The organism is Sedimenticola hydrogenitrophicus (assembly GCF_025175675.1).
Classification (GTDB): Bacteria; Pseudomonadota; Gammaproteobacteria; order Chromatiales; family Chromatiaceae; genus Sedimenticola; species Sedimenticola hydrogenitrophicus.
In genome coordinates this window covers 198,074-212,339 of record NZ_JANIOA010000002.1, presented here as the reverse complement: position 1 = coordinate 212,339, position 14,266 = coordinate 198,074, and the positions used below count along the sequence as shown (strand labels likewise).

13 protein-coding genes are annotated in these 14,266 nt (G+C 59.5%); 3 read left to right on the top strand and 10 right to left on the bottom strand.

Annotated elements, in window-relative coordinates; genetic code table 11:
- The first annotated feature begins 166 nt into the window (after positions 1–166).
- The gene (fliK, locus tag NPX02_RS02800; protein ID WP_260291658.1) at positions 167–1,465 is read left to right on the top strand and encodes a flagellar hook-length control protein FliK; all 1,299 of its coding nucleotides are present in this window, start codon (positions 167–169) and stop codon (positions 1,463–1,465) included.
- Complete coding sequence (locus NPX02_RS02795; RefSeq protein WP_260291657.1) at positions 1,462–1,752, top strand: EscU/YscU/HrcU family type III secretion system export apparatus switch protein; 291 nt, start codon at positions 1,462–1,464, stop codon at positions 1,750–1,752. The genes fliK and NPX02_RS02795 overlap by 4 nt, the downstream gene beginning before the upstream one ends.
- 13 nt (positions 1,753–1,765) lie before the next feature.
- On the opposite strand, the gene fliJ is transcribed toward NPX02_RS02795, so the two are convergent.
- The 10 genes from fliJ to NPX02_RS02745 form a co-directional block, all read right to left on the bottom strand.
- Positions 1,766–2,197 carry a flagellar export protein FliJ gene (gene fliJ / locus NPX02_RS02790; protein WP_260291656.1) on the bottom strand — a complete coding sequence of 144 codons (432 nt, stop codon included), beginning with the start codon at positions 2,195–2,197 and terminating at the stop codon, positions 1,766–1,768.
- Positions 2,198–2,269: 72 nt separating this feature from the next.
- Positions 2,270–3,616 carry a flagellar protein export ATPase FliI gene (gene fliI / locus NPX02_RS02785; protein ID WP_260291655.1) on the bottom strand — a complete coding sequence of 449 codons (1,347 nt, stop codon included), beginning with the start codon at positions 3,614–3,616 and terminating at the stop codon, positions 2,270–2,272.
- Entirely contained in the window at positions 3,613–4,311 is a 699-nt protein-coding gene (locus NPX02_RS02780) for a flagellar assembly protein FliH (RefSeq protein ID WP_260291654.1), read from the bottom strand. The genes fliI and NPX02_RS02780 overlap by 4 nt, the downstream gene beginning before the upstream one ends.
- Positions 4,292–5,302 (bottom strand): flagellar motor switch protein FliG, encoded by a 1,011-nt coding sequence (gene fliG / locus NPX02_RS02775; RefSeq protein ID WP_260291653.1) that lies wholly within the window; start codon positions 5,300–5,302, stop codon positions 4,292–4,294. Before fliG ends, NPX02_RS02780 begins: the two co-directional genes overlap by 20 nt.
- Positions 5,289–6,914, bottom strand: a complete 1,626-nt coding sequence (gene fliF / locus NPX02_RS02770) for a flagellar basal-body MS-ring/collar protein FliF (RefSeq protein ID WP_260291652.1) — start codon at positions 6,912–6,914, stop codon at positions 5,289–5,291. The genes fliG and fliF overlap by 14 nt, the downstream gene beginning before the upstream one ends.
- A gap of 91 nt (positions 6,915–7,005) precedes the next feature.
- On the bottom strand, positions 7,006–7,323 hold the full coding sequence (gene fliE / locus NPX02_RS02765) for a flagellar hook-basal body complex protein FliE (RefSeq protein ID WP_260291651.1): 318 nt from the start codon (positions 7,321–7,323) through the stop codon (positions 7,006–7,008).
- Between the two features lie 60 nt (positions 7,324–7,383).
- Complete coding sequence (locus NPX02_RS02760) at positions 7,384–8,727, bottom strand: sigma-54-dependent transcriptional regulator (protein WP_260291649.1); 1,344 nt, start codon at positions 8,725–8,727, stop codon at positions 7,384–7,386.
- Positions 8,724–9,950: a sensor histidine kinase gene (locus tag NPX02_RS02755; RefSeq protein WP_260291648.1), complete on the bottom strand. Its 1,227-nt coding sequence runs from the start codon at positions 9,948–9,950 to the stop codon at positions 8,724–8,726. Before NPX02_RS02755 ends, NPX02_RS02760 begins: the two co-directional genes overlap by 4 nt.
- 125 nt (positions 9,951–10,075) lie before the next feature.
- Entirely contained in the window at positions 10,076–11,554 is a 1,479-nt protein-coding gene (locus NPX02_RS02750; RefSeq protein ID WP_305792715.1) for a sigma-54 dependent transcriptional regulator, read from the bottom strand.
- 255 nt (positions 11,555–11,809) lie between these two features.
- Positions 11,810–12,388 (bottom strand): PilZ domain-containing protein, encoded by a 579-nt coding sequence (locus NPX02_RS02745; RefSeq protein WP_260291647.1) that lies wholly within the window; start codon positions 12,386–12,388, stop codon positions 11,810–11,812.
- A gap of 150 nt (positions 12,389–12,538) precedes the next feature.
- On the opposite strand from NPX02_RS02745, the gene NPX02_RS02740 reads away from it, so the two are divergent.
- On the top strand, positions 12,539–13,810 hold the full coding sequence (locus NPX02_RS02740; RefSeq protein ID WP_260291646.1) for an HlyC/CorC family transporter: 1,272 nt from the start codon (positions 12,539–12,541) through the stop codon (positions 13,808–13,810).
- Positions 13,811–14,266: the final 456 nt, after the last annotated feature.

Sequence of the window (14,266 nt, the reverse complement as noted above, 5' to 3'; positions counted from 1 at the left end):
CGAGTTTGGGCAGGCGCTGAAAAAGGGGCCGGATTCGAGGATACAAGCCATCGTGTGAGGCCGGCAAGACAGGCCAATCACCCCGTGAGTAGTTACCCGTGTTCAATCTATCGACCGGCCGGTCGCTAAACTAAAATACCATCAGGCCTTTATACCGAACATTGCCATGCAAATCACGGACCCAATTTCCAACCCTCGGCTGTTTATCGAGCAGACCAAGGCCGATGCGCTCCAGCAGCTGAGGCCCGGGCAAGTGGTGCGTGCGGTGGTGGAGGCGCCGGTGGACAAAGGCGTCGCCCAGCTCAATATCGGCGGCATGAAATTGCCGGTCAAAACCAGCCTGCGGCTGGACGTCGGCCAGCAGCTGGTCCTGGCTGTGGTGAAGAGCGGCAGCGCGCCGGAATTGCGGGTTGTCAGGGAAACCACCCCTGCCATTACCCGCTCCCTGGCGCTGAAAGGCATCCTCCCCAGACAACTGCCGCTGATCCAGCTCCTTGATTCCCTGAAGTCCCTGGCATCATTGCCGCAGACACCGGCGAACGGTGCCGGCCCGGCATCGGCCGCCGCCAGGGAGCAGCCGCTGGCCAACCTGTTCCGGCACCTGTCGCAACAGATGACGACGGACAAGCCGGTGCGTTCCCCTCCCCTTGAACGCAACCTGCAACTACTGGTCGATGCCTTGCGCGGGCAACCCGGACAAGCCGTTCAGGGAAACAACGATAGCAGCACCGGCGTGCTGGCAAGGCAGATAGGCCGGCTGATCAATCCGTTGCTGCCCGGCGGCACGCCGGTCAGCGGAGAGACCATCCGCCAATCGCTGACAGAGTCCGGGCTGTTCCTGGAGGCCCATCTGCTCAACCGGCAGCCGACAGGCAATGACTTCAAGGAGCATCTGCTGCGGTTGCTGCAGACACTGCAATCGTTGCAGGTGGTCCACACCGGTGACCCCGCCGGCAAGGCAGCCGATACCGGCACCACCCTGCAACTCCTGGCGGCAAGACTGTTTGCCGAGCTGCAGCACCAGGCGGAGGGAGCGCTGGCCCGCGTACAGTTGCATCAGCTCGCCTCCCTGCCCCAGGATGAGAACAGCCACAAACAGCTTTGGCAGTTCGAGCTGCCCATCGCCCAACCCGAGGGGCATGACGAATTTCTCATCCAGTTTGAACGGGAAGCCAGACCGGCCGCGGAGACGGGGGATCGCTGGTCGGTGATGCTCAATTTCAATATTCCTCCCACCGGCCCGGTCCGCGCGCGGCTCAGTCTGACTGCAGACGAGATTTCGAGTCATTTCACCGCGGAGGATGCCGAAGCGGCGCGCCGGATTGAACAACTGCTGCCGACCCTGTACGAGGCGTTCTCCCGGGCGGGCCTGAAGGTCGGCAAAATCACCGCCGCGCAGGGGACGGCCGTCAGCCGGACGGATCAACCGGTCGCCCCGCTGCCGCTGCTGGATGAAAGGGCATGAGCGAAACCTACGACCAGACGCCCGATGTCGCGATCGCCCTGCTCTATGACGGCGAGAATACGCCGCGAATCACGGCCAAGGGGGAGGGAAAGCTGGCGGAACAGATATTTCTTCTGGCCCGGGAGCATGGGATTCCGTTGGAAAACGATCCCCAGCTGGCGGCCATTCTTTCGCAGATCCCACTCGGGGACGAGATCCCCGAATCGCTCTACCGGGCGATTGCCGAAGTCATCGCCTTCGCCTATCTGGTCTCCGGGAAGCGGCCGCCGGGATTCCGCGAGGAGTAGCTGGAAAGGTCGATCAGCGCGGCCCGCGCTGGTTGCGGTCGTCGCTCTCGTTCTGCTCCTGCTTGTCAACCGCCTTCTGTTCGGCCGAGCGGAAACGGTCCATCACCTTGCCCAGGGCCTGGGTACGCACGTGCTTCTGCTGCCACTGCTCCTTGCGGTTGACGCATTCGCTTTTGCTCGCCAGCACCACCCTTTCCTGCTCCTTGATGGCCCGATCCAGTTTTTCCAGAAACACCCGGTATTCCTGCATCTGCTTGGCCGACATGCCCTGGCGTGCGGTGGTCTCAAAGCGTTCCAGATACTCGCTGTGATAACGTTTCAGATCGCCCAGCTTCGCTTCCTGGTCGCGCACGCGGCGCTGGGAATCACCCAATTCACGCGCCGCGTCGTTCTCCCTGGTCTGGGCGACTCGCTGAACCGGTTGTAATCTTTTCGAGGGGACCATGCTTGTTCTTCTCCAGGCTGTCCGGACGCACCGGATCTGTTGTTATTAAGGTCTCACTAATCTGCAAGTTTCTCAAGAAAAGAGTGACGTCAACTCGGACAGGCTCTCTTCCCGGGAAACCGGTGTGTTCATGTTCTGGCGTAAAAACTGTTCCAGTTCGGGGATGGCGTCGATGGCCGCATCGATCCGCTCGTCACTCCCGCGTTCGTAGGCGCCCACATTGATAAGGTCCTGATTCTGGCGATACAGGGAGTAGAGATGTTTGAAGGCACGGGCCGCGTCCTGGTGATCCTTGTCGGTGATGTCGTTCATGGCACGGCTGATCGACGCCTCGATATCTATCGCCGGATAGTGTCCGCTCTCGGCCAGTCGCCGGGAAAGCACGATATGCCCATCCAGGATGGCACGGGCGGCATCGGCAATCGGATCATTCTGATCGTCGCCCTCGGCCAGCACGGTATAGAAGGCGGTGATGGAACCGCCGCCCTTGTCGCCGTTGCCGGCGCGCTCCACCAGTTGCGGCAGTTTGGCGAACACCGACGGGGGGTAGCCCTTGGTGGCCGGGGGTTCGTTGATCGCCAGGGCGATCTCCCGCTGCGCCTGGGCAAAGCGGGTCAGGGAGTCCATCAACAGCAGCACATGCTTGCCCTGATCGCGAAAATGTTCCGCGATACTGGTGGCCAGCATGGCCCCGTGCATGCGCCTGAGCGGGGTGTTGTCCGCCGGGACGGCCACCACCACGGCGCGGGCCATGCCCTCCTCGCCGAGAATATTTTCGACAAACTCCTTCACCTCGCGGCCACGCTCGCCAATCAGCCCGACCACGGTGATATCGGCATCGGTATACTTGGTCATCATCCCCAGCAGCACGCTCTTGCCGACACCGGAACCGGCGAACAGTCCCAGCCGCTGGCCGCGGCCGACGCTCAGCAGGGCGTTGATCGCGCGCACGCCCACATCCAGCGGTTTGCGGATTGGCGTCCTGGAGAGCGGGTTGAACACCTTGCCGGTCAGCGGCCGGCGCTCCACCGCATGCAGACGCCCCTTGCCGTCCAGCGGCCGCCCGGCCCCATCCAGCACACGCCCCAGCAGGTGATCGCCCACCACCGCCTCGCAAACCCGACCGGTGGGCACCACCCGCGCGTCCTGTTCCAGGCCCCGAATATCCCCTGTGGGCATCAGGTAGAGGCTTTCACCGGCAAAGCCCACCACCTCGGATTCGATACGCTCACCACTGCTGCTGATGACGTCACACTGGCCGCCGATGGCGGCGCGACAGCCCACCGCCTCCAGGGTCAGGCCGATCATGCGGGTAATCTTGCCCTCGACCACCAGCCCGCGGTCCTCGCCGACCCGCTGATGGCAGTGGCGCAGGCGCTCTTTCCAGATCCGGTTGCGGTCGGATTCCGGCAGGCTCATCGCTCCCGCCCCCCCGACAGTGATTCGTCGTCGTCACGCTCGCCCCCCATGATTCGGGCGATCATGGCGGTGAGTCGGGACTCCAGGGTGGCGTCAATCTGCGAGGTCTCGGTGACGACCCGGCAGCCGCCCCGCGCCAGGACCGGATCTTCAACCATCTTCCAGCTCTGTTCCCGGTCGCTCATGTCGTAGATCTCCCGTACCAGCCGGGCATCCTCCGGGTGCAGCTGCACCCGGATATTGCGTGACGAAACCGGCAGAATGGAGAGGGATTCCCGGACAATCCCGATGATGTGGCTCGGTTCCAGTTTGATTTCACGTCGCACCAGCTGACGTACCATGGCGATCACCAACTCGACCAGCTCCCGCTCCACCTGTTCATCGAGCTCCTGAAGCGGGCTCTCCAGGGTCTCCATCAACGACTCGATATTCCGCAGCACCTGGCCGATGCGCTGTTGCCCTTTCTCCAGCGCCTCTTTGTGGCCGTAGGCAAAACCCTCTTTTTTACCGAGTTCAAACCCCTCCTGATAGGCCTCTTTCTGCAGCTGCTCCAGCTGTTCGGCGGTCAGCATGGAGCCGGAAGAGCGCATCTTGACCACGCTCTTCTCCTCTTTCTGCCCCATGTTGGGGGGCAACCAGGTCTCGGCCTCACCGGCGTCGTTACCGGAAAGTACCTTAGATGAACTCTTCTCCACCGCCACCTCCAAGCATGATTTCTCCGGCATCCGCCAGACGGCGAGCGACAGTCAGGATCTCTTTCTGGGCCGCTTCCACGTCGCTCAGGCGTACCGGAGGCGCCGCCTCCAGATCGTCCCGCAGCATCTCGGCGGCACGTTTCGACATGTTCTTGAATATCTTCTCCTTGAGTCCCTCGTCCGCCCCACGCAGTGCCAGCAGCAGTTGATCGGAGGCGACCTCGCGCATCAGGGTCTGGATACCGCGGTCATCCACGTCGATCAGGTTATCGAACACAAACATGTTGTCCTGGATCTCCTGGGCGATTTCCGGATCGGCCCCGGCCACGTGTTCCATGATGTTACTCTCGATACTGCCTTCGATCAGGTTGAGGATATTGGCCGCGGTCTTGATGCCACCCAGGCTCGATGACTTGACATTGGAGGCGCCGGAAAACTGCTTCTCCAGGATCTCATCCAGCTCCTGCAACGCGGCGGGCTGGATGCCGTCCAGGGTGGCGATACGCATAACAATATCGGGCCTTACCCGCTCGGGAAATTCTGCCAGCACCTCGGCCGCCTGATCGGAATCGAGAAACGACAACACAATGGCGATAATCTGCGGATGCTCAAGCCGGATCAGCTCCGCCACCGAGCGCGGATCCATCCACTTCAGCTGCTCCAGCCCCTTGCTGTTGCGGCCTAGCAGGATGCGATCGATCACGCCACCCGCCTTGTCCTTGCCCAGGGCGTTGGTCAGGACGTTGCGGATATACTCATCCGAGTCCATACCCAGCGAGGTCTGACTGCGCAGGGTGTCGACGAACGAGTGCATCACCGTTTCCATTTTGCTGGTGCTGACATTGTTCATGTTGGCCATGGCCAGCCCCAACTCCTGAACCTCCTTGGGGCCCATGTGGGAGAGTATCGAGGCGGCATCCTTCTCGCCCAGCGCCAGCATCAGGATGGCTGCGCGCTCAACACCCGAAATTTTTGTCTCATCTACCGCCATCTTCCGCCACCCAGCTTCTCACTACCTGCGCAACGCGCTTGGGATCGTCCTGCACCATCTGACGTGCCGACTCCAGGGTATTCTCATATTTCTCCGGTCCCGGCAGCCGCATGGTGTCATCCGTGGAGTCCAGTGACCCCGCCGTTGCCGCGCCCTCCGCTCCACCGCCGGCACCTTGCGCCGCGGAGAGCTGATGCATGACCGGGGCCGCGGTCAATTTCTTCAGGGTGGGTCGCAGCACAAAGAAGATGAGGATCAGTACCAGTATGACACCACCGGCCTGTTTCGCCACATCCCATACCCAGGGCTCTTCCCAGATCGCCAGTTCCGGAAGCGGCTCGGGTGCCGCCGGCAGCATAAAGGCGGAGTTGATCACCTCAACGCTGTCGCCCCGTTGCGCACTGAAACCGATCGCCTCCTTTACCAGCCGGGTGATCCGACTGATCTCCTCCGGCGTCCGCTCCACCCGGGTGATCGCCCCATCATCGGTCACATTCACCAGGTCATCCACCACCACGGCCACCGAGAGACGACGCAATTTATTGCTGGCCAGCCGGGTGTGGCTGATGGTCTTGTCCAGTTCGTAATTCCGGGTTGCCCGCTTGCTGGTATTCAGCGGCGACCCGGCCGCCGCCTCACCCTCCCCGGCCCCCGCCACCTCCGGCGCCGTACCGGCCGCCGGCGGCTGATTGCTCAGCGCCCCCGGCACGCCCTGTACCGATGAGAGGCGGCTCGACTGCTCATTCAGCTGCTCACTGCGCAGCGCCGGGAGGTCGGGATTGAATCGCTCGGCAGTCTGTTCGGTGACGGTAAAGTCGACATCGGCACTCACCTGAGCGCGCACTCGGTCGACCCCCAGGATTGGGGCCAGTATCTCCTCCACACGCCGCTGGAAGTGCTTCTCCAGCTCCCTGGTGTATTCAAACTGACCGGAGGTGAGCATCATCTGGCGTGAGTCCATTTCACCACTCAACAGATTGCCCTTATGGTCCACCACCGTGATCCGGTCGGCGTCCAGCTCCGGCACACTGGAGGCCACCAGATGCACAATGGCCGCCACCTGGCCCTTGTCGAGGACCCGGCCGGAGTAGAGTTTCAGTACCACGGAAGCGCTCGGGTTGTTTCGCTTGCGCACGAATACGGACTGTTTTGGGGTAGCGAGATGGACCCGCGCCGATTCGATATTGGTCAGGGTACCGATGGTACGCGCCAGTTCGCCCTCCAATGCCCGATGGAAGCGCGCCGCCTCCAGTGCACGGCTGGTACCGAATCCGGTCTCCTGCTGGAGGATTTCATAGCCCATGCTGTTGCTGTGCGGCAAACCCTGTCCGGCAAGTTTCATCCGCGCCTCTTGCAGATTGCCGCTGGCGACCATCACCGCGCCGGTGGAGTCATTGATCTTGTAGGGGATGCCATTCTGTTCAAGCGCGGCCACCACCTCGGTGGCGTCCTTCGGTGCCAGCGAGCCATAGAGTACGCTGTAGCTTGGCGTCTGCGACCACAGAACCACCGCTATTCCCAGCGCCACACTGGCCGCGATACCGATCATCACCCCCAACTGGCGGACAATGGGGTTCTGCCCCAGACCGGCCGTCGGGAATGTTTGCGTCAAGGCATTTTCTTCATTGGCCACGGTTTTCACCCACGCTCAGTTTTTATCATTTACATTAATAAGATAACGTTATTTATTGTTTTAACTGTATTTAAATTGGCATGTTCATCACTTCTTTATAGGCATCGACCAGTTTGTTCCTGACCTGCAGCATGGTCTCGAAAGAGAGGCTGGACTTCTGTACGGCCACCATCACTTCCGCCAGATTTACATCTTCTTCGCCGAGTTCAAAGGCACGCTTCAGTTCTACGGCGTGCTGCTGGGTTTCGTTTACCTGATTGATTGACTGGCTCAGCAGATCACCAAAGCTGGCGCCGACAGGCTCCTCCGCCACCCTGGGTGTAGAGGCGGCCTGGGCCGACATGGTGCGCATCTGGGTCAGTATTTGATCAATATTTATCGTCGTCATGCTCTCTATTCCGTCAAAACCGCGTCACTGAATCGGATCTATGCAGAAAATGCACCAACATTACCTGGGGATGGCGACACCGGCCTCCCGCAGTCGCGCGATCTTGTAACGCAGCGTACGTTGACTGATACCCAGGCGCTCGGCGACCTCCTTTCGACTCCCCCGGTCTTCACGCAACGCATCCAGTATCATGCGCTCCTCCACGGAGCGCAGGTCGTCGCTCAGGCAGCCTTTCGCCTCCTGCTCGCTGATCTCGCGAACGGGTTGCGCGATGGCGATATCCATTTCGAAACAGAGGGCATCGGGCGATATTTCGCTACCATCACACAGAATCAGCGCCCGCTGCATTGCGTTATCCAGCTCCCTGACGTTACCCGGCCAGTTATGCTCCAGCAGTCGCTGCTCCGCCTCGGGGGAGAGTCGCGGTTCGGCGATCCGCTGTGACTGGCAGACCCGCCGCAGCAGAAAACGCGCCAGCGGCAGGATATCCCGCGGCCGCTCGCGCAGCGGCGCCAGGTGCAGGGGAAACACATTCAGACGGTAGAACAGGTCTTCCCGGAAACGGCCGGCAGCGACCTCTTCACGAAGATTTCGATTGGTGGTGGCCAATATTCTGACATTGAGGGGAATCACCTTGCGTCCGCCGAGGCGCTCGACCTCCCGCTCCTGCAATACCCGCAACAGCTTGGCCTGCAACGGCAGGCTCATTTCCGAAACCTCATCCAACAGCAGGGTGCCGTCCTGGGCCTGTTCGAATTTCCCCGGGGCCGAGTTGTAGGCGCCGGTGTAGGCCCCCTTCTCATAACCAAACAGCATCGCCTCCAGCATATTATCCGGTATGGCGGCGCAGTTGATGGCCACGAACGGGCCCTCACTGCAGAGGGACTGGCGATGAATATAGCGGGCAAACACCTCCTTACCGGTGCCGCTTTCGCCGCCGATGGAGACCGTTGCGCTGCTTCTGGCCACCCGTCCGGCAAGATTCAGCAGTTCGCGGGTGCGGATATCCTCGGCAATCACCTGTTCGCCCACGGGCCGAACCTGCTGAATACACGCCTTTACTTTCTCCATCAGCAGCGCCGGCTCAAACGGTTTGGCCAGGTAATCCGTGGCCCCGTTGCGCATCGCGGTCACGGCTTTTTCTATGTTGCCGAAAGCGGTCATCATCAGCACCGGCAGGCTGGGGAAACGGGTCTTGATCCTGGCCAGCAGTTCATGTCCGTCCATGGGCTGCATCTGCACATCGCTGATCACCAGACTGATCTGGTGTAAATCCAGCGCCTTGAGCGCGCTTTTCCCGTCGACCGCGGACACGACGCCATAGCCTGACAACTCCAGGGTATCGCACAGCGCATCACGCAGTGTTGCATCATCTTCAACAATTAGAACGGTTGCATCACTCATGCAGGACTCCTTACAGCGGTTTTGCAATGGCTCTCGTCTGCACATTCGGCCGCGGAAACCGGCTCCCCGGAATGAACGGACGACAGCGGCAACAGGATAGAAAAACAGGTGGTTTCGCCAGGAACGCTCTCGACCGTCAGTTTTCCCTGGTGACCCAGAACAACCGACTGCACAACGGCCAGGCCCAGGCCGGTGCCATCGGATCGGGTGGTAAAGAAGGGATCAAATATATGGGGCAGGTTTGCCGCCGTGATACCGGCACCGTTATCGGTAAACCGCAGCAGCAGGTTCTCCGCCTCAGGTTTGGCATGAATCTTCAGATTTATTGCGCCATCCTGCTGCAGGGCATTCAATGCGATATTCAGCAGGGCGCCGGACAAGGCTGCGGAATTGCCGTTGATCCAGACATCCGCGGCGGCCTCATAACGGCAGTCAAGGACGGCCCCATGCTCCTGACAGAGCGGCTCCAGATTCAAGACCAGCTCAGTCATCAGCTCGGCTACCGGCAGCGGAGTCAGCTCAAACGCCCCGCCCCGGGCGAAACCAAGCATATCGTTCACCTGACTCTCCATGTGATGCAGACGCTCGATGCTGCGAGTGGAGAAGCGCTCGCGCTGTCGCGGGGTCAGGTCGCCACGGGACAGGTGTGAGGTGTAGAGCAGCACCGAACTCAGTGGTGTGCGGATCTGATGGGCCAATTGCGCCGCCATCTCACCCATCACGCTGAGGCGTTGGCGGCGGGCAATTCGCTCCTGCAATTGGCGCGTTTCAGTAACATCCAGCAGCAGCAGGATCCGGCCGGGTTCAGGCGCCAGGGGACGTTGCGTTACCGAAACCAGGCGTCCCGATGAAAGCCACTGCTCATGCCCCCGCTGGCCCGGCTTGAAATGGCGCTGACGGATCCGCCGCCAGGCCGTGTCGAGGGCAATGCCCGGCAAGAGTTCGCTCGCCGCCGGATTGATCTGGGTGACCCGCCCTTCACCGTCCAGCACCACGACGGCCGCCGGCAGGGTTTCCAACAGATGGGTGAGTCGGTTGGCCAGGGACTCTTTCTCCGCCAGTTGCAGCAGGCGCTCACTGCGGGCTTCCGAAAGTTCTCTGGTGAGGCGTGCCACCTGGTGCTGCAACTGGTGGTATGAGGCGACCAGTTGACCCGACACCTGGTTAAAAACCTGGAAGGCATCTTCAAGCTGTTCACGTTGTGCAGTGTTCTGAGGTGCCATCGGCATGTTCCATATTTTGACGCTTGCGGGGGCAAAAAACGCCCTCCGCAATTAGTTAACAAAATACATGCCAATTTTATTTATTCTTTACAATCAATGAGTTGAATTTTATTTGGAGGGCGACGTCAAATACCCGTCGTTTCATGGGTGCGTTGAAGGCCGAATTTGCGCAACTTCTCGACCAGGGTGGTTCGGCGCATATTGAGCCGCTTGGCCGCATGGGCGACCACGCCATCGGACTCATCCAGTGCTTGGCGGATCAGATTCAGCTCCAGACTATTGAGGTGGCTCTTCAGGTCTATCCCTTCCAGCGGCAAGCGCGGCACACTCTCGACAACGCCGGGCTCTGCCCCCAACGTCGTGATCTCGGGGAGCTCGCCCGTGGATTCAGCCGTCGCCATCCCCACCCGGAACTTCTCCGGCAGTTCCTTAACGTCGACAACTCCGTAGGGATAGAGAATGGCCAGTCGTTCGATCAGGTTCGCCAGCTCCCGCACATTCCCTGGCCACTTGAACTGGGTCAACGCCATCACCGCTGCCGGCGTCAGACGCACCGATCCGCGCTTCTCCTTCTCGATCCGCGCCACCAGATCGTTGACCAGCACCGGGATGTCGTCCCGCCGTTCCCGCAACGGAGGCATTTCGATGGGGAATACATTGAGCCGATAGTAGAGGTCCTCGCGGAACCGGTTCTCCTTGATCGCCTCCTCCAGATTGCGGTGCGTGGCGGCGATGATCCTGACGTTGCACTGGACGGTTTTATTGCTGCCGACACGCTCGAATGAACGCTCTTGCAATACCCGCAGCAACTTGACCTGCATCGGCATGCTCATATCGCCGATCTCATCCAGGAACAGGGTACCGCCGTCGGCCATTTCAAAACGGCCTTGCCGGGCATTGATGGCACCGGTGAAGGCGCCCTTTTCATGGCCAAACAGCTCGCTTTCCAGGAGATCCGCCGGTATGGCGCCGCAGTTTACCGGGACGAAGGGCTTACCCCGACGCGAGGAGTTGTAGTGGAGTTTCCTAGCCACCACCTCTTTTCCCGTGCCGGACTCACCCAACACCAGGACCGTGGCCTCGGTGTCGGCCACCTGTTCGATCATTTTATTGATCTGCCGGGTTGCCCGGCTGTTACCCGAGAGACTGCGGAACAGTTCCAATGGCCTCTGGCCGCTGTTGCGCGTCCGGCAGTTCTCCTGAAACAGCTGTGCCTGATACAGCAGGCCGATCAACTCCTCATATTGGGTTGGGATGGGGAGCGCACCGAGGTAAGGTGATTCCGCCTGGGCACCGGGGACGGCTTCATCTTTGCTGAGCAGTTGCAGCAGCGCTATGTCGCTAGCATCCGCCTTGATCACATCGAGCAACAGCAGTTTCTCTTCGGCGGAGAAATCGGGGCCGAGCAGTACGGAGATGCACTTATCCTTCTCCCGATCGGCAAGCCGCTGTCTCAGCGAAGCCACATCACAGAGCATCTCCAGCTCATAATCAATAAAATGGAATATGGTCCGAAGGTAATCAAGCCGCTCCTGATTACGATCAAGCAGTAGCACGCAGCCGTTGTGCAACATTTCCAAGGCCTCTAACAGTTTACCCTTCATTGCCCAAATCCCTGGCCCTCGAGAAAAACACACTGTTTTGATAAATCCACATGAGGCAGGGAGTTAACCAGCTTATAAGGCAATTGTCAAAAAATTGTCGTCGATAGATCTGCTGACGCCGCATTGGATTAATGGATAAATATTGTAGTTTTTACAATAAATTATGACGTATTTTTAATTTACATATGCAGATAAGATATGTTATGCATTGTATATTATACTTATTTTACGTCAGTTCAACCGTTATCACGCGGATCATTCCGACCGTTTATCGGCCTTCTGCTGCGCAATCATGCGCCGATGCTGACGGAAAATGAGTTTTGCCAGAAGATCCTGGACCGGCTCATCCAGCACCTCAAAAGCAACCGTTACCCGGAATGACTCGGCAATACCGGCAACATCCGTCACCCGTGCGGGCAACCTGAGCGGCTGGGCAAGTCGGGAATCGATATAGAGCGAGAGCCAGAGCCGCCCCCCCAACTCCGGCAGGCGATCGGTACCACTGGTCCATGAGGCGCCGTTCAGCCAGAGTTCCACCGGCGTCGCAACCGCCGGGGATTGCTCCTGCCGCAACAGGTCGGAAACCATATCCAGCAGCAGGTCCAGTTTGGCCTCTACCCGGGCAAGATCCGCCACCATGCGATCCCCTGACTCGTCGCCGTGTTCGTGGTGAAGATCCTGCGAGAACAGCAGGGTGCGCAGCAGGCGTTCGTTTTTTTCATCCTCGGCAGGACGGTCGGATGCCACATCATCCGTCCGCGTCTCCCAGTTCAGCAGCATGGTACCCTGGAATGTCAGCCCCCTGGAATCATGATCAGCCTGTCGATTTCGCACGCTTCCCCCCATTGCCTTGAACCGCCTCAGTCCGCACAGAACAGCGTAAGAACCGGCCTGCAGCTAGTCTACACAGATTGGCTCGGCTTGACATCGCCTATCAGGCGGCTTAGAAAGAACCCTGACTTAATAATATAAAAGGCCCGACTTTTGAGTGACATCTCAACCGGTGTGCTGTTTGGCATACTCCTCGTCCTGATCCTGTTATCGGCTTTCTTTTCAGGATCGGAAACGGCCCTCATGACACTCAACCGCTACCGCCTGCGCCACCTCTCCAAGATCGGCCATCATGGCGCCGTCCGGGCGAGCAAATTGCTGGAGCGACCCGACAGACTGATCGGCCTGATTCTGCTGGGAAACAACTTTGTCAACATCATGGCCTCCTCACTGGCGACCGTAATCGCGCTGCGTCTCGGCGGCGAAGCGGCAATAGCCGCGGCCGCTTTTCTGCTCACCCTGGTGATCCTGATATTCGCCGAGGTCGCCCCGAAAACCCTGGCAGCGCTGAAACCGGAGCGGCTGGCGTTTCCGGCGGCCTTTGTCTATACCCCCCTGCTGAAACTGCTCTATCCGCTGGTCTGGGTGGTCAACAGCATCGCCAACATGATCCTGCGTTTTCTGAACGTCTCGCCGGAGGATATGGATGACCAATTCCTCAGCAAGGAGGAGTTGAGAACCGTGGTGATCGAAGCCGGCGCCATGATCCCCAAACGCCACCAGAAGATGCTCCTGAGCATCCTTGATCTGGAAAAAATGGTGGTGGAGGACATCATGATTCCCCGCAACGAGGTGGATGGCATCGATCTGGAAGAGCCGATCGAGGAGATCGTCAAACATCTGCAGAACAGCGCCTATACCCGCTTGCCGGTATTTGACGGCGGCATTGATTATATCGTCGGCACCATTCATGTCCGAAAGGCGATGCACGCCCTTACCCAAGGGGAACTGACCCACGAGGTGATACGGGAGATCTGTGACCCGGCCTATTTCATCCCCGAAGGCACCCCGCTGAACCGGCAGCTGATCAATTTCCAACGCAAGAAGCAGCGTATCGGCATGATTGTCGATGAGTACGGCGACCTGCTCGGCCTGGTCACCCTGGTGGATCTGCTGGAGGAGATTGTCGGTGAGTTCAGTACCGATCCGGCGGACAGTGTCCAGGAGGTTCAGCCCCAGGAAGACGGCAGCTTCCTGGTCTCCGGCAGCGCCAATGTCAAAGAGCTGGTGCGCACCTATCACTGGGATCTGCCGGTTGACGGCCCGCGGACGATCAGCGGCCTGATTATCGAGTATATGGAAACCATACCGGAACCGGGCACCAGCCTGTTGCTGGCCGGCTATCCGGTGGAGATCCTGCAGATCAAGGACAATATGGTGCGCATGGTCCGAATCCAGACACAAAAACACCCTTCCGAAGCCTGAATGACAAACCTGGCATCGCCTTCACCCAATCCCCTATGGACGCATGGCACTAAGTTAAGGCAGGAGTCCATTTTTTCGTCATTCCATCCTTAGGTCCGTAACCGGTGCATCCATGCACCACTTCTCCGGCGCAGGCCGGACAAAAGCGCGAAGCGCGTTGAACGACTGAAAGTCGGCCCGAAGGGTGAGCGAAGCGAATCATCCATGAATTCACCGCGGATGCGGGTTCTGGATGCCATCCTTAGGTCCGTAAACGGTGCATCCATGCACTACTCCTCCGGCATTCGCCGGGATGACGGGGGCTCTGGGCTTAACTTAGTGCCATTCCCCTATGGACGGATTCGCGATTGTACCGGGGTTTACTGAAAAACAGCCGGATTCGAATAACTTGTCAAGCACGACGGCGACTTACGTGATTTAATTCACATCAGCAACTTCAGTCTGCTTGTCGCCGGT